Source organism: Duganella sp. FT27W, assembly GCF_009295655.1.
GTDB classification, from domain to species: Bacteria; Pseudomonadota; Gammaproteobacteria; order Burkholderiales; family Burkholderiaceae_D; genus Rugamonas; species Rugamonas zoogloeoides.
This window is the reverse complement of sequence record NZ_WHIV01000004.1, coordinates 1,099,547-1,121,220: the sequence shown is the minus strand read 5'-3', so window position 1 is coordinate 1,121,220 and position 21,674 is coordinate 1,099,547. Positions and strand designations below refer to the sequence as shown.

22 protein-coding genes and 1 rRNA gene are annotated in these 21,674 nt (G+C 62.3%); 15 read left to right on the top strand and 8 right to left on the bottom strand.

Going from position 1 to position 21,674, the window contains the following annotated elements; translation table 11 throughout:
• Positions 1-110, bottom strand: a 16S ribosomal RNA gene (locus F8197_RS22000); the annotation flags it as partial.
• Positions 111-512: 402 nt separating this feature from the next.
• Between F8197_RS22000 and F8197_RS21995 the strand changes: the two genes are divergently transcribed.
• The 10 genes from F8197_RS21995 to F8197_RS21950 all read left to right on the top strand — a co-directional run bounded on the left by F8197_RS21995 (position 513) and on the right by F8197_RS21950 (position 10,368).
• Complete coding sequence (locus tag F8197_RS21995; protein ID WP_152883584.1) at positions 513-1,985, top strand: B12-binding domain-containing radical SAM protein; 1,473 nt, start codon at positions 513-515, stop codon at positions 1,983-1,985.
• 126 nt (positions 1,986-2,111) lie between these two features.
• Positions 2,112-3,239, top strand: coding sequence for an ABC transporter permease (locus tag F8197_RS21990; RefSeq protein ID WP_056140057.1), 1,128 nt, complete (start codon positions 2,112-2,114; stop codon positions 3,237-3,239).
• Entirely contained in the window at positions 3,239-4,081 is an 843-nt protein-coding gene (locus F8197_RS21985; protein WP_152883583.1) for an ABC transporter ATP-binding protein, read from the top strand. Before F8197_RS21990 ends, F8197_RS21985 begins: the two co-directional genes overlap by 1 nt.
• Positions 4,081-5,028 carry an MlaD family protein gene (locus F8197_RS21980; RefSeq protein WP_152883582.1) on the top strand — a complete coding sequence of 316 codons (948 nt, stop codon included), beginning with the start codon at positions 4,081-4,083 and terminating at the stop codon, positions 5,026-5,028. Before F8197_RS21985 ends, F8197_RS21980 begins: the two co-directional genes overlap by 1 nt.
• Positions 5,029-5,040: 12 nt before the next feature.
• Positions 5,041-5,643: an ABC-type transport auxiliary lipoprotein family protein gene (locus tag F8197_RS21975; RefSeq protein WP_152883581.1), complete on the top strand. Its 603-nt coding sequence runs from the start codon at positions 5,041-5,043 to the stop codon at positions 5,641-5,643.
• Between the two features lie 398 nt (positions 5,644-6,041).
• Positions 6,042-7,178 carry a VanZ family protein gene (locus F8197_RS21970; protein ID WP_040378180.1) on the top strand — a complete coding sequence of 379 codons (1,137 nt, stop codon included), beginning with the start codon at positions 6,042-6,044 and terminating at the stop codon, positions 7,176-7,178.
• 28 nt (positions 7,179-7,206) lie between these two features.
• A complete protein-coding gene (locus F8197_RS21965) occupies positions 7,207-7,524 on the top strand; it encodes a ferredoxin (protein ID WP_019924487.1) in 318 nt (105 codons plus the stop codon).
• A gap of 14 nt (positions 7,525-7,538) precedes the next feature.
• Positions 7,539-8,201, top strand: a complete 663-nt coding sequence (locus F8197_RS21960; RefSeq protein ID WP_152883580.1) for an alpha/beta hydrolase — start codon at positions 7,539-7,541, stop codon at positions 8,199-8,201.
• A 48-nt stretch (positions 8,202-8,249) separates the two neighbouring features.
• Entirely contained in the window at positions 8,250-9,395 is a 1,146-nt protein-coding gene (locus F8197_RS21955) for a D-alanyl-D-alanine carboxypeptidase family protein (RefSeq protein ID WP_019924489.1), read from the top strand.
• A gap of 64 nt (positions 9,396-9,459) precedes the next feature.
• Positions 9,460-10,368: an aldo/keto reductase family oxidoreductase gene (locus F8197_RS21950; protein WP_152883579.1), complete on the top strand. Its 909-nt coding sequence runs from the start codon at positions 9,460-9,462 to the stop codon at positions 10,366-10,368.
• A 31-nt stretch (positions 10,369-10,399) separates the two neighbouring features.
• Here the strand turns inward: F8197_RS21950 and pssA are convergent, their stop codons facing one another.
• Positions 10,400-11,167: a CDP-diacylglycerol--serine O-phosphatidyltransferase gene (gene pssA / locus F8197_RS21945; protein WP_019924491.1), complete on the bottom strand. Its 768-nt coding sequence runs from the start codon at positions 11,165-11,167 to the stop codon at positions 10,400-10,402.
• A gap of 213 nt (positions 11,168-11,380) precedes the next feature.
• Here pssA and F8197_RS21940 point away from each other — a divergent pair, with 213 nt between their 5' ends.
• Both F8197_RS21940 and F8197_RS21935 read left to right on the top strand, forming a co-directional pair.
• The gene (locus F8197_RS21940) at positions 11,381-12,376 is read left to right on the top strand and encodes a CAP domain-containing protein (RefSeq protein WP_152883578.1); all 996 of its coding nucleotides are present in this window, start codon (positions 11,381-11,383) and stop codon (positions 12,374-12,376) included.
• Position 12,377: 1 nt separating this feature from the next.
• The gene (locus tag F8197_RS21935) at positions 12,378-12,998 is read left to right on the top strand and encodes an Hpt domain-containing protein (RefSeq protein ID WP_152883577.1); all 621 of its coding nucleotides are present in this window, start codon (positions 12,378-12,380) and stop codon (positions 12,996-12,998) included.
• Here the strand turns inward: F8197_RS21935 and F8197_RS21930 are convergent.
• Positions 12,988-13,194 (bottom strand): hypothetical protein, encoded by a 207-nt coding sequence (locus F8197_RS21930; RefSeq protein WP_056140083.1) that lies wholly within the window; start codon positions 13,192-13,194, stop codon positions 12,988-12,990. The genes F8197_RS21935 and F8197_RS21930 overlap by 11 nt on opposite strands.
• Positions 13,195-13,456: 262 nt before the next feature.
• Here F8197_RS21930 and F8197_RS21925 point away from each other — a divergent pair, with 262 nt between their 5' ends.
• Positions 13,457-14,395, top strand: a complete 939-nt coding sequence (locus tag F8197_RS21925; RefSeq protein WP_227012344.1) for an SMP-30/gluconolactonase/LRE family protein — start codon at positions 13,457-13,459, stop codon at positions 14,393-14,395.
• Positions 14,396-14,397: 2 nt separating this feature from the next.
• Here F8197_RS21925 and mnmE read toward each other — a convergent pair whose 3' ends face one another.
• From mnmE to rpmH, 5 genes are all read right to left on the bottom strand, one after another.
• Positions 14,398-15,777, bottom strand: a complete 1,380-nt coding sequence (mnmE, locus tag F8197_RS21920) for a tRNA uridine-5-carboxymethylaminomethyl(34) synthesis GTPase MnmE (RefSeq protein WP_152883574.1) — start codon at positions 15,775-15,777, stop codon at positions 14,398-14,400.
• Between the two features lie 65 nt (positions 15,778-15,842).
• Positions 15,843-17,603: a membrane protein insertase YidC gene (yidC, locus tag F8197_RS21915; protein WP_056140090.1), complete on the bottom strand. Its 1,761-nt coding sequence runs from the start codon at positions 17,601-17,603 to the stop codon at positions 15,843-15,845.
• A 10-nt stretch (positions 17,604-17,613) separates the two neighbouring features.
• The gene (gene yidD / locus F8197_RS21910) at positions 17,614-17,877 is read right to left on the bottom strand and encodes a membrane protein insertion efficiency factor YidD (RefSeq protein ID WP_152883573.1); all 264 of its coding nucleotides are present in this window, start codon (positions 17,875-17,877) and stop codon (positions 17,614-17,616) included.
• Positions 17,878-17,883: 6 nt separating this feature from the next.
• Complete coding sequence (rnpA, locus tag F8197_RS21905; protein ID WP_082488653.1) at positions 17,884-18,342, bottom strand: ribonuclease P protein component; 459 nt, start codon at positions 18,340-18,342, stop codon at positions 17,884-17,886.
• Positions 18,343-18,378: 36 nt separating this feature from the next.
• The gene (gene rpmH, locus F8197_RS21900; RefSeq protein WP_040378179.1) at positions 18,379-18,513 is read right to left on the bottom strand and encodes a 50S ribosomal protein L34; all 135 of its coding nucleotides are present in this window, start codon (positions 18,511-18,513) and stop codon (positions 18,379-18,381) included.
• 455 nt (positions 18,514-18,968) lie between these two features.
• On the opposite strand from rpmH, the gene dnaA reads away from it, so the two are divergent.
• On the top strand, positions 18,969-20,393 hold the full coding sequence (gene dnaA, locus F8197_RS21895; protein WP_056140096.1) for a chromosomal replication initiator protein DnaA: 1,425 nt from the start codon (positions 18,969-18,971) through the stop codon (positions 20,391-20,393).
• A 103-nt stretch (positions 20,394-20,496) separates the two neighbouring features.
• Entirely contained in the window at positions 20,497-21,603 is a 1,107-nt protein-coding gene (gene dnaN, locus F8197_RS21890; RefSeq protein ID WP_026637774.1) for a DNA polymerase III subunit beta, read from the top strand.
• The last annotated feature ends 71 nt before the right edge of the window (positions 21,604-21,674 follow it).

Sequence of the window (21,674 nt, the reverse complement as noted above, 5' to 3'; positions counted from 1 at the left end):
ACTCACCCGTTCGCCACTCGCCGCCAGGTTGCCCCGCGCTGCCGTTCGACTTGCATGTGTAAGGCATGCCGCCAGCGTTCAATCTGAGCCAGGATCAAACTCTTCAGTTTAATCTCTGTTTATTTGCTACTTTCGTAGCACCCTTATTGCTAAGGGGTCGCTCACTCAAAATACTGACAGGCCACTATTTTCATAGTGCCTATTTCATTACTTCTTGTGAACATTTGATAATTTAAGTATCACGACGACTAGCGTCGTGTGCACTTTCATCAAACGTCCACACTTATCGACTGTTAATTTTTAAAGAACTTATTCGGTACTGCGTTTCGCGTCGATCGTTTTGTCTGCCGCGAAGAAGAAAGAGTATGAAGCGTTTAGCTTGTTTCGTCAACCTTCTTTTTTCTCGCTTTCTTCAACATTTGCATGCTGTGTTCTGCGAGGGGGCAAATCATAGCAAAGGCCGCAGGGGCTGACAAGGGTAAAATAACGGTTTATCCGATTTCGCCGCGCTCATGTCCATCCTGCTCACCACCCTCAACGCCCGCTACACCCACGCCTCCCTCGGTTTGCGCTACCTGTTGGCAAATATGGGCGAGCTGCAGGAGCAAACGCGCTTGCAGGAATTCGTCATCGGCGCCAAGACCACCGAGATTGTCGAACGCATCCTGGCGTACTCGCCCAGGATCGTCGGTTTCGGTATCTATATATGGAACGTCGAAGAAAGCACCAAGGTTATCGCCATGCTCAAGCGCGTGGCGCCGCACGTGATCGTGGTGCTCGGCGGCCCCGAAGTGTCGTACGAATCGAACGAGCAGGAGATCGTCAAAATCTCCGACTACCTGATCACCGGCTGGGGCGACGTCACCTTCCCCAAGCTGTGCGGCGAGATCCTCAACGGCCCCAAGCCGCTGATGAAAACCCATGCGGGCGTGCAGCCGCCGATGGCCGACATCAAGCTGCCCTACTCTTTATATACAGACGACGACATCAAGAACCGCACCTTGTATGTCGAAGCCTCGCGCGGCTGCCCGTTCAAGTGCGAGTTTTGCCTGTCCGCGCTGGACAAAACGGCCTGGCCGTTTGCACTCGATGCGTTCCTGGCCGAGATGGAGTCGCTCCATGCGCGCGGCGCGCGGCTGTTCAAGTTCGTCGATCGCACCTTCAACCTGAATATCAAAACCAGCCTGAAGATCATGCAGTTCTTCCTCGATAAGCTGGAGGCCAACCCCGACGATCCGGTGTACGCCCACTTCGAGCTGGTGCCCGACCACCTGCCCGACGCCCTTAAGGAGGGCATCAGCAAGTTCCCGCACGGCGCGCTGCAATTCGAGATCGGCATCCAGAGCTTCAATCCGGCGGTGCAGACGCTGGTGAGCCGCAAGCAGGACAACCAGAAGGCGGCCGACAATATCCGCTGGCTTACCGAACAGTCGCACGCGCACATGCACGTGGACTTGATCGCGGGCCTGCCCGGCGAGACGGTGGAGAGCTTTGCCGAGGGCTTTAATAAACTGTGGGCGCTCAATCCGCACGAGATCCAGTTCGGCATTTTGAAACGCCTGCGCGGCACACCGATCATCCGCCACACCCAGGAATACGGCCTGGTGTTCGATCCGTATGCGCCGTACACCATCCTGGCCAACCGCGATATCGACTTTGCGACCATGCAGCGGCTGGTGCGTTTTGCCCGCTACTGGGACCTGGTGGCCAACTCGGGGCGCTTCACCAACACCCTGCCGGTGCTGCTGGGCGACACGGCGTTCGAGCACTTCATGGCGTTTTCGGACTGGCTGTACGCCAATACCGATGCTACCCACCGGATTGCGCTCGAACGGCTGGTGGCGATGGTGGGCAAATACCTGCACGTGCGCGGCATGGACAAGCTTGATGCCGAAGCGCTGCTGGCCAGTGATTATGCCGGTCCCAAGACCAAGGCCGTGGAGACACCGGCGCCCAAGCGGCAGGCCCGTAGGCTGGCTGCTTGATCCGCCGCCCCGCAACCCGGAGGGTGGCAGTGCGGGGCTCGGCTATGTCTTTTGGGCTGGCTGGCGCACGCTTGCATCGACGAACACAGGTGGCGGCCCGGGCGAAAGTCCCTTAAACTGGCACATATGCCTACTGCCCAAGAGCCTACCCTCACCCTCACCCCTGGTGCCGCCAACGGTCCGTCCATCGCGGCGGGCGGTACCTGGCAAGTCCATGCACTGGCACAGGGCAAGGCCATGGCCACCATCACGGGCATGCTCAAGTCACTGAAGGCCGACCAGCTGCGGTGGGACCTGAGCGCCATCGACAGCATGGACCACATAGGCGCCCAGCTGCTCTGGAACGCCTGGGGCAAAACCCGCCCTGCCAACCTGCACCTCGCGCCGGGCCAGGAAGAATTCTTCAACCGCCTCGAAGCCACCGGCAAGATCGAACTGCCCAACACGCGCCAGCACCGCCTGACGCTGGTAATGAAGCTCGGCTTCGCGGTGATGCTGTTCTTCGAGCACATGACGGCGTTCATCCGCCTGATCGGCCAGCTCACGCTTGATCTCGGCCGCTTCATCCGCGCACCGCAGCGCGGGCCGTGGAAGGAAATCTCGGCCAATATCTTCCATGCCGGCTTCCAGGCGCTCGGCATCACCGCGCTGGTGGGCTTTTTGATCGGCGTGGTGTTCTCGTTCCTGTCGGCGCAGCAGCTGCGTAACTTCGGCGGCGACATCTACCTGGTCAACCTGCTGGGCATGAGCATCATCCGCGAACTCGGGCCGCTGCTGGCGGCGATCCTGGTCGCGGGCCGCTCCGGCTCCTCGATCACCGCCCAGCTGGGCGTGATGCGCGTGACCGAAGAACTCGACGCCATGCTGGTGATGGGCATTTCGCACGGCTTCCGCCTGATCATGCCCAAGGTACTGGCGCTCGCCATTGCCATGCCGCTCTTGGTAATCTGGACCGATACCGTGGCGCTGATCGGCGGCATGATCTCGGCCAAAGTAGAGCTGAACCTGTCGCCGCAGTACTTCCTGCTGAAACTGCCGGAGGCGGTCCCGCTGGCCAACTACATGATCGGCATCGGCAAGGGCGTGGTGTTCGGCGTGCTGATCGCGCTGGTATCGTGCCACTTCGGCCTGCGCATCAAGCCCAATACCGAGAGCCTCGGGCGCGGCACCACCACCTCGGTGGTCACCGCGATCACCGCCGTGATCCTGGCCGACGCCGTGTTTGCGATCGTCTTCTCCGGTGTGGGGTTCTGATGACTGAAGATGACAACAGCTGTGGCCCCGGCACCGGCGAACTAACACTGGACGGCAGCGTGCCGATCGTGGACATCACCGGCCTGTGGACCAAGTACGGCCGTACCGTGGTGCACCAGGACCTCAACCTGGAAATCGAACAGGGCGAGATCATGTCCATCGTCGGTGGCTCCGGCACCGGCAAGACCACGCTGCTGCGCCAGATGCTGGGGCTGGAACGTCCCGCGCGCGGGTGCGTGAAGGTTTTCGGCGAAGATATCAGCGAGATCACCGCCGAGCAGTTGCAGCAGTTGCGCAACCACTGGGGCATGTTGTTCCAGCAGGGTGCGCTGTACTCGGCGCTGACGGTGTTCGAGAACATCGCCCAGCCGATGCGCGAACTGAAGGTACTGCCCGAAGACCTGGTGCGCGATGCCGTGCTGCTGAAAATGAATATGGTGGGCCTGGGCCCGGAACAGGCGAACAAGATGCCATCCGACCTGTCGGGCGGCATGGTGAAACGGGTGGCGCTGGCGCGTGCGCTGGCCCTGGAACCGAAGCTGCTGTTCCTCGACGAACCCACGGCCGGCCTTGATCCCGACCTGTCCGAAGCGTTCGTGGCGCTGATCAAGTCGCTGCACCGCGAGCTGGGGCTGACGGTGGTGATGGTCACGCACGACCTGGACACGCTGTTCGCACTGTCCACCCGCATTGCCGTACTGGCTGAAAAACACGTGATCGCCCTCGGGCCGCTGCAGGACCTGCTCAAGGTCGATCACCCCTTCATCAAGGAGTTCTTCCTTGGCGACCGCGGACGCCGCGCGCTGGAAGCACTCGATGAAAAGACCAACAAGGAAACCTGATGGAAAACCGATCGCATGCACTGACCACCGGCTTTTTTACGATCACCTTGCTGATCGCGGCCATTTTGTTCGGCATCTGGTTCAACCAGGACCGCGTGGAGCGTGTGCCCTACGTGATCGCCACCACCCAGGCGGTGCCAGGCCTGAACCCGCAGGCGCCGGTGCGCTATCGCGGCCTCGAAGTCGGTAAAGTGGGCAGCATCGCCTTCGATCCGCAGATGGCCGGCCAGATCCTGGTCACCCTCAACATCAATACCGACGCGCCGATCACCCGCACCACGTTTGCCACGCTGGGCTACCAGGGCGTGACCGGCATCGCCTTCATTTCGCTCGACGACGAAAAAACCGGCTCGCCGCTGCTGGCCACCAATACCGACCACCCGGCCCGCATTCCGCTGCGCCAGGGTTTCCTCGACCAGGTGGAAAAGCGCGGCCGCGAAATCCTTACCCAGACCGAGGAAGTCACGCGCCGCCTGAATACCCTGCTCAGCCCCGAGAACCAGAAGATCATGCTGGCCGCCTTTGCCGACGTGAGCACCACCGCCAACAAGTACCGCGACCTGCCCGAAAAGCTGGAACCAACGATCGCCAGGCTGCCGGCGCTGGCCAACCACGCGCAAAGCACGCTCGACTCGTTCACCGCGCTGGCCACCGACCTCAATCGCCTCAGTACCAGCCTGCAGGCGCCCGATGGCCCGATCCAGCGCGTCAGCGATTCGGTCGAGCGCATCACCACGTCCGTCGAATCGGTGGCGGGCGGCCTGGAGATGGACACGCTGCCGCAGGTCAATTCGCTGTCGGACGACACCCGCGCTTCGATGCGCGCCGTGCGCCGCACCATGAACAAGATTAACGATCGTCCGCAAAGCCTGATCTTCGGCGCGCCCGGCATTCCGCCCGGGCCAGGTGAAGATGGATTTGCTGCACCGATTGCACCGGCCAAATAAGGATCACCCGTCATGACCACCCTGCGCAACCGTTTTGCCATCGCCGCCCTGGCCGTCCTGCTGGGCGCCTGCGCCAGCAAGGGCCCCACCCAGGCCCACTTCGACTTCGGCCCGCTGCCGCAACCGGCGACTGTCACCGCCGGCAGCATCGCACCGATCATCGTGGCCGACATGACCGGACCGGCGGCGCTCGATTCGGAACGCATGCACTACCGCCTGCTGTACGCCGATGCGCGCCAGCAGCGGCCCTACGCCTACAACCAGTGGACCGCCACGCCGTTGCAACTGATGACGCAGCGCCTGAAGGCGCGCATCGCCCAATCGGGCGTAAAAGTGCTGTCCACCACCGATGCGGCGGCAGGCGCCATGCTGCTGCGCACGGAGCTCGACGACTTCGCCCATAATTTCGACAGCGCCACCGCCAGCAACGGCACCATCACGCTGCGCGCCTCGGTGTTCTCGAGCCACAAGCTGGTGGATCAAAAAAGCTTTACCCGCAGCGTGGCCGCCCCCACGGCAGATGCCGCCGGCGGCGCCCGCGCGCTGGCCGACGCCGCCGATGCATTGTCGGGCGATGTCCTGGCCTGGCTGGCAACCCTGCCAGCGCCAAAATAATGACGGAGAGACCGCCGGCGCCAGCGCCCGCGCCTGAATTGCCGCCAGATCCAGTGGCCGCTAATGCGAAAACGCCGGATCTGGCGACTGCAGCGACGACTTCGACGGCAGCCATGGCGCAAGCTGATGCTGAGGTCCCGGTTCCGGCTCCGGTTCCTGCAGTGCCTTCTGCCACCGCTGCGACCGCGTCAACCGCTGCTGCCACGACTGCGCTGCCAGACGCCGAGCCACGCGACGCCACAGGCGCCCCGGGTGGACAAACGGCTGCGGCTACAGCGGCGACATTTGCAGCGGCTGCCACGCCCGGCGCCCTGCCAGCCGCGTCTTCCCAGCCAGCGCCAGGCGCCAAGCCTGGCCGGCGTGGCCGGCGCGCCAAGAATCCCAAGCCGCCAAAGCCGCTGCCCACGCCCGCCAGCAAATCGTCACCACTGGCCCGCGCCGCCTTCCTGGCCTACCTGCTGCTGATTATTTACGCCAGCTGGTTCCCGTTCTCGGGCTGGCAGAACCAGGGCCTGTCGCCGTGGATTTTCCTCGAAACCTATACCATGCCACGGTACTGGACCAAGTTCGACGCCATTACCAACGTGGTCGGCTACATCCCGCTGGGCACCTTGCTGGTGTACGCGCTGTACCCGCACGTGCGCAAATTCTTCGCCTTCTTGATCGGCGCGACGGCCGGGGTGCTGGTGTCCGGCACGATGGAAGCGGTGCAGACTTTTCTACCCACGCGGGTATCGTCCAACCTCGACTTCTGGACCAACTCCGCCGGCTGCACGGTGGGCGCGCTGATTGGCGTGCTGACCGTGCGCCGCCTGCTCGACCGCAGCCAGTTGCAGCGCCTGCGCCAGGCATGGTTCGCGCCGCACGCCAGCCAGGGCCTGGTGCTGCTGGCCCTGTGGCCGCTGGCGCAGATCTATCCGCAAAACTTCCTGTTCGGCCTGGGCCAGATCCTGCCGATCCTGTCGGACTGGCTGTCGTGGGCAGCCGATGCCGAGATCGACCTGGCCAGCTATATCCGCCCGGACGTGGTGCTCACGGTGGAGCAGTACTGGCTGTCGGAAACCATCATTACCGCCTGTGGCATGGTCGGTGCATCGCTGACGCTGCTGTGCCTGCTGCGCAAACCGTCGCCCCGGGCGCTGCTGGTCGCGGCCATGATCGCCAGCGCGATCCTGGTCAAGGCGCTGGCGTCGGCGCTGCTGTTTGCGCCCGAGAATGCGTTCGTGTGGATGACGCCCGGCGCCGAAGGGGGCTTTTTGATCGGCGCCATCATGCTGGCCGGCCTGGGCTTCGCGCCGCACGCGGCGCAGCGGCGGGTGGCGGTGATTACGCTGCTGCTGGCCCTGGTGATCATCAACACCACGCCGGCCAACCCTTACTTCGTGGCGACTTTGCAAACCTGGGTGCAAGGCAAGTTCCTGAACTTCAACGGTGCCGCGCAATTCCTCAGCCTGCTGTGGCCGTTCTTTGCGATCTGGTTCCTGTGGCTGCCATCCCATAAGCTCAACGCCGCCGGCCAAGGGCGGGTATCATAGAGGATTACGCCCAACCCGAGATACAGCCATGAGCGACACGCCATATTTCAAGCACCACGTCTTTTTCTGCATGAACAAGCGCGATGACGGCCGCAACAGTTGCGGCGATCACGGCGCCGAAGTCGCGCAAAAGCACGCCAAGAAACGCTGCAAGGAACTGGGCATCAACGGCCACGGCAAGGTGCGCATCAACCAGGCCGGCTGCCTCGACCGTTGCGAAGAAGGCCCGGTGCTGGTGGTCTATCCAGAAGGCACCTGGTACACCTACGTGGACAAGGAAGACATCGATGAAATCATCGACAGCCACATCGTGGGCGGCAAGGTCGTCGACCGTCTGAAAATCTGATTAACGAATACATCATGACCGTAGAAAAATTCACCCTGGCCGGCGCCGCCGGCAACATCGAAGGCGTACTCGACCACCCGGAAGGCGCGCCGCGCGGCATCGCCCTGGTGGCCCACCCGCACCCGCTGTTCGGCGGCACCATGGACAACAAGGTCGCCGTCACGCTGATGCGCACCTTCGTCAAGCTCGGCTACGTGGTGGCGCGGATTAACTTCCGGGGCGTGGGCGCATCCGAAGGCGTGCACGATCACGGCCAGGGCGAAACCGACGACATGGCGCAAGTCCACGGCTGGATGGTGGAAAAATTCCCCGGCCTGCCCGTCGCGTTGTCCGGCTTTTCGTTTGGCACCTACGTGCAATCGCAGCTGGGCCAGCGCCTGGCAGCTGCCGGCACGCCGGCCGAGCGCCTGGTGCTGGTCGGCGCTGCCGCCAAGAAATGGCAGATGGCCGACATTCCGGCAGACACCATCCTGATTCACGGCGAAAACGACGACACGATCCCGCTGGTGGACGTGCTCGAATGGGTGCGTCCGCAAGACATCCCGGTGCTGGTGATACCCGGCGCCGACCATTTCTTCCACCGCAAGCTGCACCATATCAAGGGCTGGGTCACCCAGCTGTGGCGCCGCCCTGGCGATGTTGCCGACTTGGAAACGGACGGAACCACGGCGGACTAAGCTTTTATAATGTCCGCTGCTTTTTTTAACTCTACACCGAACACGCCCATGAAAAAATTTATCGCGGCACTGGCCACCAGTGTGCTGATGCTGTCCGCCGCTGTGGCCCAAACCCTGCCGCCACCGACCATTGCCGCCAAATCGTGGCTGTTGCTGGACGCGACCAGCGGCCAGATCATCGCCTCGCAAGACCCGAACCTGCGCATCGAACCCGCTTCGCTCACCAAGATCATGACCGCGTACGTAGTCTTTGGCGCGCTGCGCGACAAGAAGGTCACGCTGAACCAGATGGTCAACGTGTCCACCCGCGCCTGGAAAGTCGATTCGAGCAGCTCGAAGATGTTCATCGATCCGGCCACGCCGGTCAGCATCAGCGACCTGCTGCACGGTTTGATGATTCAATCGGGTAACGATGCTGCCGTGGCGCTGGCCGAGGCAGTCGCTGGCGACGAGTCCGCTTTCGTAGTGATGATGAACAAGGAAGCCGAGCGCATGGGCCTCAAGTCCACCCGCTTTGCCAACCCGCACGGCCTGCCAAGCCCGGACAATTACTCCACCGCGCAAGACCTGTCGGTGCTGGCCAAGCGCGTGATCCTCGACTTCCCCGAGTTCTACAAGATCGATTCGGTCAAGAGTTTTACGTACAACAAGATCACCCAGCAAAACCGCAACCGCCTGCTGTGGCTGGACCCGACCGTGGACGGCATGAAGACCGGCCACACCGAAGCGGCCGGCTACTGCATGATCGCCTCGGCGCGCCGTCCGAACGGCACCGGCGAACGCCGCCTGATCACCGTGGTGCTGGGCACCAATTCCGATTCCACCCGCACGCAAGAGAGCCAGAAGCTGCTCAACTGGGGCTTCCAGAACTTCGATACCGTCAAGCTGTACTCGAAAGGCCAGGCGATTGCCACGCCGGAAATCTGGAAAGGCTCGAAGAGCGAAGTCAAGATCGGCTTCACCAACGACGTGCTGGTCACGGTGCCGAAGGGCGTCGCAGCCAAGCTCAAACCTGTGCTCGAGCGCAAAGACCCGCTGGTCGCGCCGCTGGCACAGAACAGTCGCGTCGGTTCGCTGAAGATGATGGTCGATGGCAAGCCGCTGCTGGACTTGCCAGTGGTCGCGCTGGAAACCGTGGAAGAAGCGTCGATCTTCGGCCGCGCCTGGGATTCGATCCGCCTGTGGATGAAGTAATCGTCGCTTAGCACCGTACAGCCCGCGCAAGCGGGCTTTTTTATGCATCTATTGGAAAGACTTTATGAGCCACACCTGTCCTGCCATCACCACCAGCCCCAACGGCCTGTCCCTGTCGCGCATCGTGGCCGGCATGTGGCGCATGAATGAATGGGGCATGTCGCCGCAGCAGCGCCTGACCCTGATCGAACAATGCCTGGAACTGGGCGTGACCAGCTTCGACCACGCCGACATCTACGGCGGCTACGAGGTCGAGGCCACCTTCGGCGCAGCGCTGGCCATCAAACCCTCGCTGCGCGACCAGATGCAACTGGTGAGCAAGTGCGGCATCAAGCTGATCAGCCCGGCGCGCCCGGACCACACCATCCAGCACTATGACACCAGCGCCAGCCACATCATCGCCTCGGCCGAGCACTCGCTGCGCCAGCTGGGCACCGACCACCTCGACCTGCTGCTGATCCACCGTCCCGACCCGCTGATGGATTTTGACGAGATCGCCGGCGCGTTTGCGCGGCTGCGCCAGGATGGCAAGGTCAGGCATTTTGGCGTATCGAATTTTTCGCGCCACCAGTTCGAGTCGCTCAACCGCCGCATTGCGCTGGCCACCAACCAGGTCGAGTTTTCGCCGCTGTGCCTGGCGCCGATGTTCGACGAGACCTTCGACGGCCTGCAAGACCTGGGCGTGGCGCCGATGATCTGGTCGCCATTGGCCGGCGGCCGTCTGTTCAGCAGCGACGAACCGGCCGCGCAGCGCGTGCGCGCCAAGATCGCCGAAGTGGCCGACGCGCTGCAACAGCCGTTTTCCAGCGTAGTGTTCGCGTGGATCATGCAGCTGCCAAGCCGCCCGATCGGCCTCACCGGCTCGGGCCGCATTGCCGCCATTGCGGAAGCGGTGCAGGCTACGCAGTTCAGCCTGTCGCGCACGCAGTGGTTCGATATCCTGCGCGCCGCGCGCGGACACGAGGTCGCTTGAGTTCAGGGACGCGCCGCAGGCTATCGAGGCCCTAAAGCACGTCCTCGTCCTGGTAGATGACCGGCGGCGCGATACCGGTCCAGCCGGTGCGCCACGCCAGGTTGAGCGCCAGCGTGCCGACGATGTACACCAGGAAGAACAGCACGAAATAACTGGCCTTCAACCACACCAGCAAGCCCACGTTGATCAGCAACGCCACGACCAGGCCCGCGCTCATTTTCTGCTTCGAGCTCGGGAAGCGCACCGTGGACACCATCAAACTGCCCACCACGAACAGCAGCGCCACGATCCCCGCCGCGTGCAGGATGGTCGTCGGCCGTTCGGGCCAGGCCACCACCACGGCCGCCACGCAGGCGGCGCCGGCGGTGATCGGCATGCCGACGAAATAGCGCGGATCGGTACGGCCCACGCTGACATTGAAGCGCGCCAGCCGCAAGGCCCCGCACGCGACAAAGAAGAAGCTGGCGATGCCGCCGGCGCGCAGCAGGGTTTCCGAGTCCAGGCCCACGTGCACGAAGCCGTAGCAGTACAGCAACAGCCCCGGCGCGCAACCGAAGTTCATCACGTCGGCGATCGAGTCGAGCTGCATGCCGAACTCGGACTGGGTATTGGTGGCGCGCGCCACGAAGCCGTCGAGCGCGTCGAATACGCCGGCCAGCACCAGTAGCACGGCCGCCAGCCAGTAATCGGACGGGTCGCCCACCAGGGCGTTATCGACGGAAATGACGATGCTGCCGAAGCCGCAGGCGATCGACATCAGGGTCACCATGCTGGGCAGGGCAAATTTGGCGCGGCGCATGCGCGCTTGATTGGTAGGTTTCAACTGGCAATCCGAAAATGCCGGCAAGCGGCGGGTCAGGCGCAAGCTTACCATTGTCGTTACCAGGTCCGGCACCCGGCACGCGGGCTGGCGTTCACTGCACGCGCCAATTGCGTGCTTCACGTGGGAAATCTGGCTTAGAATCGGCGGTCAAGGTCCGCATCGAACGGACCTACTTCAGGAGTAGAAGCCATGCGTACCACCCGTCGCCCGTCGTTGTCTGCATCCCCCACCCTGCTGGCGGCAGCCGTGTTTGCCGCGCTGCTGGCCGGCTGCGGTGGCGGCGGCGGTGGCGAGAGCAGCTCCCCCGGCGCGGTCGTGGTCACCCCGCCCGAACAGACCGGCACTCCGACCACGCCTACGGTCCCCTCCAACGCCCCGGCGCTCACGGGGAATACCGCTACCGACGGCTTCAACTGGTTCAACTACCGGCGCGCAATGCTGGGGCTGTCCGCGCTGACGCGTAATACCACCATCGACACAGCGGCACTGGGGCATTCGCAATATCTGCGCCTTAATAACACCATCTCGCATGACCAGGTTACCGGCCAGCCCGGGTTTACCGGCATCAAGCTCACCAACCGCCTGGCGGCGGCCGGCTACACGCTCGGCGGTCGCTGGGCTGTCGGCGAAGTCATCTCGGCCGCCAGCAATACCTCGGGCCATTATCACGCGGACGAACTGATTGCGGCCATATATCACCGCTTTGTGATCTTCGAGCCTGTGTTCAAGGAAATCGGCACCGGCGCGGTGACCGCCAACGGTACCTACACGTATTTCACAGCTGACGTGGCCGCTAACAGTGGCCTGGGCTCGGGCCTGGGTGCGGGCAAGATCGCCGTCTATCCGGTTGCCGGCCAGACCGCCGTGCCCACCAATTTCTTCAGCGACCGGGAAGAGCCTGATCCCGTGCCCGACCAGAACGAGGTCGGCTATCCGATCAGCGTTCATGCCGACAGTGGACGTTCTGGCAACCTGACCGTGCAGAGCTTTACTGTGGCCCCGCGCGGCGGCGCGGTGCTGACCACCCGCCTGCTCAGCCACGCCAGCGATGCAGCCACCGGTAGCACGGTAGCTGCCATCGTGCCGCTCACTGTACTGCGCAGCAACACGACCTACGATGTCAGCTTCCGCGGCGCGGTGCACGGCATGGCGGTGGCGCAGGACTGGTCTTTTACCACCCGCTGATATGCCAACCACCAACGTTCCCGCAGTCGCGGTGCTGGAGGTCGAGACCGGCCTGCAGCAACTGATGGGTGACCACGACCTGTACCGGCAAATCCTGCGCCGGTTCCGCCAACGCTACCAGGACAGCGCCGAGCAAGCCCGCAACGAGCTGCTCGCCGGCGACGCCGTCTCGGCCCAGCGCACCGTCCACACCCTCAAGGGCGCGGCCGGCATGATCGGCGCGCAACAACTTTACCTGCTGTCGATGGCGCTCGAACCGCTGTTTGCCGGCCCGCCCACGCAATGCATCGGCCCGCTGGTGCAACTGGAACAGGCGCTGCGCGCGCTGATGGTGGCCATCGATGCGGAACTGGAAGCGGCGCCTGCCGCGCCTGCAGTAGCGGCTGCGAGCGCCATAGCTGCCGGCGGCGCGCCCGAAACCGGCATGCTGGTGCAACACCTGGCGCGGCTGCTGGAGGAAGGCGACGGCGCCGCCATCGACGTGCTGGAGCGTTCGGCCAGTGTGCTGGCGGCCGGGCTGGGCGTGGAAGTATTTCAGGAGGTAACGGAAGCGGCGCACCAGTTCGATTTCGAAGGGGCGCTGGCGGTGCTGGAAGGAGCAAAGGGCAAGCTCAGCGCGTAAATTCCTTTTCTTCGTCGAAGGCGTCGGCGCACTCCTTGTCGCAGAAGCGGCGCACATTGTCGAGCGGCCTGTCGCAATACCAGCACGCGCCCTTGGGCGGCAAAGCTTGCCGCGTGCGCAGCGCTGCTTGAGGCGCTGACGCGGTGGCGCTGGCACCCGTGCCGTCGTCCGGTACGCTGTCTTGTGTCGGTTCCACGATCCCTCCCAATCAGGCAGTGCTCAGGCTAGCAAGATTACTTTAGTGGAATATTTCCACTCATGACAATGCGCAAGGTGATGCAAATTCAGGCAGAGTGCGACCGGTAAATCATAGCAGGATAGTGGCGGCGGTTATACAGGCCGCCAGGGCAAAAATTGGCCGCACGGGGTCAAAATTGCCGCCCTCATAGGAAAGAAAAATTTTTTAATGAAAACGTTGGAAATGATAGTTGCCAACGTACTACAACAGGATCATGCCCATGAAGTTACGCTATCTCATCCTCAGCCTTGCCACAGCTCTCTCGACCTCTGCCGCCATGGCCGCACCGGCCACTTGCCAGGGCACCGCGCCTACCGGCGAGTTGACTGCCACACGCGTCCAGGCTGCCAACGTAAGCGGCGCGGGCCAGGGGCTGTACGAAGGGCCGGTGTGGATTGGCGATGCGCTGTACTTCTCGCATTTCACGTTCGGTCCCGGTTTCCCGTCGCGCATTCTCAAGCTCGACGCCAGCGGCAAGGTCAGCACCGCGATTGCCGACAGCGGCAGCAATGGCCTGGCGGTGGATGGCCAGGGTAATATCGTGGCCGGTACCCATAAGTACAAAAGCGTGTCCCGCTTCACCCTGGACGGCAAGCGCAGCGACGTGGCCGGCAAATATCAGGGCCAGGTTTTCAATTCCCCCAACGACCTGGCGATCGCCGCCGACGGCACCATCTACTTCAGCGACCCCGCCTTCCAGCGCGACGCCGCACCGGGCGGCCAGGATAAAACCCGCGTGTATCGCGTGGCACCCGATGGTGCGGTGACGGTGGTGGAAGATGGCCTGGTCAATCCGAATGGCGTCTCGCTGTCACCCGCCGGCGACGTGCTGTACGTGAACGGCATGGAAGACAAACAGGGCGTGCTGCGCGCGTACCCGATTGTCAACGGCAAGCCGCAACAGGGACGCGACCTGGTCAAAGGACTGGGCATCCCTGATGGCATGGCCGTGGACTGCCAGGGCAATCTCTACGTGACGGAACACGCCGATCAACGCTTGCGCGTGGTCACCCCGGCCGGCAAGCAAATCGCCACCATCCACGTCGATGCCAACGTGACCAACGCGGCATTTGGCGGGCCTGACGGCAAAACCCTGTTCATTACCGGCGCGGGCGCAGTGTGGCAAGTGCGGCTGGGGATCAACGGCGCGCCGTATTGATTTTACTTCCCGATACAGAACCGCCCAAAAATCACCCCCAGCAAATCATCGGACGAAAACTCGCCGGTGATGCTCGACAGTTGCACCTGTGCCAGGCGCAGTTCTTCGGCAAACAGGTCGAGCGACTGGTCGTTCTGGGCCGCGTGTTCACCGGCGCGGGCCAGGTGGGCGCCGGCGTTTTTCAGGGCGATCAGGTGGCGTTCGCGCGCCAGGTACAGCGACTCGCCGGTCTGCTGCCAGCCGGCGATGCGCAGCAGTTCGGCGCGCAGCAGGTCGATGCCGGTTTTTTCGTTGGCCGACAGGTACACGTGGGTGGCGTCCGGCATCACGTCCGCGCCCGGCTTGTGGCCCGATAAATCGATCTTGTTCCAGATGCGCAGCACCGGCACGCCTTCCGGGAAGGCCGCGACGATATCTTCGTCGGCGCGGGTGGGGCCATGCGCGGCGTCCAGTAAATGCAGAATTACGTCCGCCTTGCCCACTTCGCCCCAGGTACGCTCGATGCCGATGCGCTCGACCACGTCCACCGCCTCGTCGTCGTTGCGGATGCCGGCCGTGTCGATGATGTTGAGCGGAATGCCTTCGATCTGGATGGTTTCGGTCACCTTGTCGCGCGTGGTGCCGGCGATCGGGGTGACGATGGCGACCTCGTTGCCGGCCAGCGCGTTCAATAGCGACGATTTACCGACGTTGGGCTGGCCGACCAGCACCACGTTCAAGCCCTCGCGCAGCAGCGCACCTTGGGCGGCCTGGCGGAATACGGTTTCCAGGGCGGTGACGATGCCGGCCAGCTGGCCGCGCGCATCCGATTTTTCCAGAAAATCGATTTCTTCTTCGGGGAAGTCCAGGGTGGCTTCCACCAGCATGCGCAGGTTGGTGACGCCGCCGACCAGGTCGTTGACCGTGCGCGAGAACGCGCCCGACAGCGACTGCGACGCCGACTTGGCGGCCGCTTCCGTGGAAGCATCGATCAGGTCGGCCACGGCCTCGGCCTGCGCCAGGTCGAGCTTGTCGTTGAGGTAGGCGCGGCGCGTGAATTCGCCGGGCTCGGCCAGGCGCAGGCCCAGTTCGGCGCCCGCTTCGAGCACGCGCGCCAGCAGCATCTGCAGTACGATGGGGCCGCCGTGGCCTTGCAGCTCCAGCACGTCTTCCCCGGTGTACGAATGCGGGCCACGGAACCAGATGGCGATGCCCTGGTCGATGATGGCGCCGTCAGCCTGCTTGAAGGGGATATAGGTGGCGTGGCGCGGTTGCAAGGTGGTGGCGCCGAACAGCGCGGCGATCAGCGGTTGCAGGTTCTTGCCGGAGGCGCGCACCACGCCGATGCCGCCGCGTCCCGGTGCGGTGGCGATGGCGGCGATGGGGGAAGAGTCGAGGTTCATGGTCTCAATTGTAGAGGATTAAAAAAAAACCCGCGATCAACGCGGGTTTTTCCAGGTGACGGAAGTTAAGCCTTGGCAGGTTCCGGCACCGAATACTTCTTGGTGATTACCCACTGCTGGGCAATCGACAGCACGTTATTCACCACCCAGTACAGCACCAGGCCGGACGGGAACACGAAGAACATCACCGAGAACACCAGCGGCATGAACAGCATGATCTTCGCTTGCATCGGATCGGCAGGCGCCGGGTTCAGCTTGGTGGTAATGAACATCGAAATCGCGTACAGCACCGGCAGGATGCCGAACGGGTCATGTTGCGACAGGTCGGTGATCCAGCCGATCCACGGCGCGCCGCGCACTTCCACGGCCGCTTGCAGCACGTAGTACAGCGAGATGAACACCGGCATCTGGATCAGGATCGGCAGGCAGCCGCCCAGCGGGTTGATCTTCTCGGTCTTGTACAGCTCCATGGTGGCCTGGTTCATCTTGGCCGGGTCACCCTTGTAGCGTTCGCGGATGGCCTGGATTTTCGGCGTGACCAGCTTGATCTTGGCCATGCTCTTGTAACCGGCTGCGGACAGCGGGAAGAACAGCAGCTTGATCAGGATGGTAAAGGCGATGATGGTCCAGCCCCAGTTGCCGAGCACGGCGTGGATGTGTTCCATGACCCAGAACATCGGCTTGGCGATGATGGCCAGCCAGCCGTAGTCCTTGACCAGTTCCAGGCCTGGCGAGACCGGTTCCAGCAGTTTCGAGATCTGCGGACCCGAGTACAGGCGCGCGTTGTTGCTGATGGTGGCGCCAGGCGCCAGCGTACCGAGCGGCTGCTTGACGCCGATACCGTACAGGTTGGTGCTGATCTTCTCGGTGGCGATCTCGTGCATCTGCTTGTCTTGCGGGATGAACGCCGAGACGAAGAAGTGCTGCGAAATGGCGATCCAGCCGTTGTCGGCGTGGGTCACGTGGTCTTGCACCATCGGCTTGCCGGTCTTCTCGGCTTCCTTGGCCTCTTTTTCCAGCGTGTCGAATTTCAGCTTCTCGTACTTGTTCTCGGCCGTGTACATGGTCGGACCGGTGTAGCTGCTGCTGAAGAACGAATCGGTGGCCGGCTTGTTGCCGTCGTGGACCAAACGCATGTACAGGGTCGGATTGACAGGCGCGGTACCGGTATTGGTGACGTCGTGCCGCACGTCAACGACGTAATCGCCGCGCTTGAAGGTGAAGGTCTTGGTCAGCTTGACGCCGCCCGATTCCGATTCCAGCACCAGTTGCACCTGGTTGCCGTCGTTGAGCATGCGTGCGCCAGGCTTGGCGACGAACGGGCTGGTGTGGTTAGGCGCGCCAGGGGCGTTGATCAGCCCGGTCTGACCGAGGTAGGTCTTGTTGGTGCTCGAGTCGATGTCGAACAGCACGACGTTCTTGCCGTTGTCACCAGGCTGGCACCATTTGAACCAGCCGAAGCAGCCGTTGAACCAGCCTGGATGGCTGTTCTCTTTGTAGTTCAGCAGTTCCAGGCGACGGATCACGCCACCCTGGGTGTCGATGTCGGCACGGACCACGTCGGTGGTGATGGTGATGAGCTCGCTCTTGAATGGCGCAGCGGCGCCTTCGACAGCTGCCGCTGCGGCAGCGCCGGGCAAGGCGCCCGCAGTGGCGGCGGCGGTGGCAGACTCGGATTTTTTCGCGTCGGCAACCGGCGCGGTCTTGGCCGGCGGTTGCGGTGCGAACATGGACGGCTGGCCGGTCGACACCATCCAGTTGTTCCACAGAACGACCAGTGACACGGCGAAGACGATCCACAAAATGGTACGTTTATTGATATCCATTAGGTACTTATCAGGAGTGGTTGCAACCGCAAGCGGTCGATGAAGAAGATTTCGGGTCGGCCGGCGGTGGCACCGGATCGAAGCCACCCTCGTTCCAGGGATGACAGCGGCACACGCGCTTGGCAGCCAGCAGGCTGCCCCTGGCGGCGCCGTGCATCTGCAGCGCTTCCAACGCGTAACTCGAGCAACTCGGGTAAAAGCGGCAACGCGGCCCCAGCAGTGGACTGATGGCCAACTGGTAAGCGCGCAGCAGGAAACGAAGCAGACGGGTCATGGTGGGCTAAGGTGGGGGCGGCGTTGCCGAAGGCAAGGCCTGCGCTGCACCGGGCGATGCGGCCACTGCTGGCGGCCGGCCGATCCGGGCTTGCGCCGAGAACAGCCGCGTCAGCTCCACGCGCAGCTCGGCCTTGAGCTTGGCGGTGGTGGCCGGCCCATCCTTGCTATTGACCGGACGCGACAAGCGCACCACGCAATCGATGGCGGGCAAACCGGTAGTACGGAACAGCTCGCGTGTAATGCGCTTGATGGTGTTGCGGGTGACAGCGCGCGGCGCGAAGCGCTTGGCCGCCACGACGCCCAGCCGCGCATGCGGCAGGTTGTTCGGACAGGTGTAGAGCACGAAGTGCGCGCTTTTTTGTGTAGGGCGCAAACGAAAAACGGATGAAAATTCATCCGTTTTAACGATACGCCGAACGCGCGCGAAGTCGTGTGAACCTTCGCCTGTCGAGCCGCTTGAAATACAGCTTTCCACGCGATCAGCTAACAAGCAGCTGGCTTATACAGCCAGACGCTTGCGGCCTTTGGCGCGACGCGCGTTCAGCACTTGGCGGCCGCCACGGGTAGCCATGCGTGCGCGGAAGCCGTGGGTGCGCTTACGGCGCACAACGGATGGTTGGTAAGTACGTTTCATGTTGGTCTCGCTTAAAGCAGAAAAAAATGCAAAATCGGGTATGACAGCCCGTCAGTTTTTGGTGCCAATGACACTTCGCGCACCCATGCCAACGCTACGGCACAAGCTGGGTCCATCTCATCGCCCGCAATAATCCACGCTTACTCCATATTGACGTTCAAGTGAATAAACACGGAATACGGGCGGGGAACCCTGAATTATCAGCATTTTGATCCCCCTTGTCAACAACTGACGGCGGACTTTGGCCGCGACGGCAGGTTCGCAAACGCGAAAAAACGCATCGCGCCTGTGGATAACTTGTGCGGACGAGAGTAGAATAGCGCGTTACGTGTGAAAAACTTCGAAGTTGCCCACACCTTTATCCGCAGAATACGCAGTAAGAAACCACCGTTGTTTTTGTCACGACGCTCTTACTGCACACACGCTGCATACAGTAAGAAACGACAGTCGATTTCATGGAAAATTTCTGGCAGACCTGCTCCGCCCAGCTAGAGCTGGAGCTGACGCCGCAACAATTCAGTGCCTGGATCAAGCCGCTTATCCCCATCGATTACGAGGCGGGAAAATTGCGCGTGGCCGCGCCCAACCGGTTCAAGCTCGACTGGGTGAAAACCCAGTTCGCCAGCCGCATTACCGCGCTGGCCAGCCAGTACTGGGAACAGCCGACCGAGGTGCAGTTCATCCTCGATCCGCGCCTTTCCGCACCCAAAAAAGCAGCGACCACGGTGGCGCCCGTGCCCGACCACAACGGCGGCGTGCCCACCGGCGGCTCGCGCATGGCCACCGCTTCGGCCTCGTCCCTGCACGACCCGGTGCCATCGGTGCCGGAACTGCCGGCCAGCGCCCCGCCGCGCCGCGAGCAAAGCCGCATCAACACCGACCTGACGTTCGACAGTTTTGTCACCGGTAAGGCCAACCAGCTGGCGCGCGCCGCAGCGATCCAGGTGGCCAACAACCCGGGCGTATCGTACAACCCGCTGTTCTTCTACGGCGGTGTGGGCCTCGGTAAAACTCACTTGATTCACGCCATCGGCAACCAGGTGATGGCCGACCAGCCCGGCGCGAAGATCCGCTACATCCACGCGGAACAGTACGTTCGCGACGTAGTGACCGCTTACCAACGCAAGGGTTTCGACGATTTCAAGCATTACTACCACTCGCTGGACATGCTGCTGATCGATGATATTCAATTCTTCGGCGGCAAAAGCCGCACGCAGGAAGAATTCTTCTACGCGTTCGAAGCGCTGATCGCAGCCAAGAAGCAGATCATCATCACGTCCGACACGTATCCGAAAGAAATCACGGGCATGGACGACCGCCTGATTTCGCGTTTCGATTCCGGCCTGACGGTGGCGATCGAGCCGCCGGAGCTGGAAATGCGGGTGGCGATTCTGTTGAAGAAGGCAAAACAGGAAGGCGTGACCTTCTCGGACGATGTGGCGTTTTTCGTCGCCAAGCACTTGCGCTCGAACGTGCGCGAGCTCGAAGGCGCGCTGCGCAAGATCCTGGCGTACTCGCGTTTCCACGGCAAGGACATCACCATCGACGTGGTGAAGGAAGCGCTGAAAGATTTGCTGTCGGTGCAAAACCGCCAGATTTCGGTGGAAAACATCCAGAAGACCGTGGCCGACTTCTTCAACATCAAGGTCGCGGACATGTATTCGAAGCGCCGCCCGGCCAATATCGCCCGGCCGCGCCAGATCGCCATGTACCTGGCCAAGGAACTGACGCAAAAAAGCTTGCCGGAAATTGGCGAACTGTTCGGCGGCCGCGACCACACCACCGTGCTGCACGCGGTGCGAAAAATCGCGCTGGACCGTACCAAGAACCCGGAATGCAACCACGAGCTGCACGTGCTCGAGCAGACCTTGAAAGGCTGATGCCGACAGAGTAGCGGAGCGACCGGTTTGCCATTATGATTCCAGCAACCGGCGCACTGCCAACCTTATTAAAAAACTACATCTTTACTACTGAGGATAATCTATGCAATTGGTCAAAACCACCCGAGACACGCTTCTCCGGCCACTGCAGATCGTGAGTGGTATTGTCGAGCGTCGGCACACTATGCCGATTCTGGCCAATATCCTCATCCGCAAAGACGGCGAGAACGTTTCCTTCCTGTCCACCGACACGGAAGTCCAGATCACCACCAACGCTGCCATCGGTTCCGGCGCTGAAGTGGCCGGCACTACCGTGGCCGCCCGCAAGCTGCTCGACATCTTGCGCGCCCTGCCCGAGTCCGGCGACGTCACGATGACCTTGCTGAACAAGCGCCTGACCGTGCAAAGCGGCAAATCGCGCTTCGCCCTGCAAACGCTGGCCGCCGAAGAGTTCCCGACCGTGCAACAGGCCGAGACCTACAGCGCCAATGTGACCCTGCCGCAAAAAACCCTGAAGCACCTGTTTAACATGGTGCACTTCTCGATGGCCCAGCAAGACATCCGTTACTACCTGAACGGCCTGCTGCTGGTCCTGGATGGCAACAACGTGATCGCGGTCGCTACCGACGGCCACCGCCTGGCTTTCTGCCAGGTCGCCACCGAGCAGACTTTTGCACGCCAGGAAGTGATCATCCCGCGCAAGACCATCATCGAACTGCAGCGCCTGCTGGAAGAGAACGACGAAACCGTCCAGCTCGACATCGCCGGCAACCAGGTCAAGCTGACCTTTGCCGACATCGAGCTGATCTCCAAGCTGGTGGAAGGCAAGTTCCCGGACTACACGCGCGTGATCCCGAAGGGTTATACCAACGAATTCACGATCGGCCGCGATGAACTGCTGCGCTCGCTGCAGCGCGCCGCCATCATGACCAGCGATAAATTCAAGGGCGTGCGCTGCATCATCAGCCCGGGCGTGATGAAGATCAGCTCCACCAATGCCGACCAGGAAGAAGCAGTGGAAGAACTGGAAATCGACTACGGCGGCGACAGTGTCGATATCGGTTTCAACGTTACTTACCTGCTCGACGTGCTCAACAACCTCAAGTGCGACCAGATCAACGTCGCCCTCGGTGATTCGAACTCGTCGGCGCTGATCTCGATCCCCGACAACACCGATTTCAAATACGTTGTCATGCCGATGCGTATCTAAGCCTCAGCAAGTACCAGCAGCAGTAGCCCCGTCATTCCGCAGCGGCGGACCGCCGCGCAGGCGGGAATCCA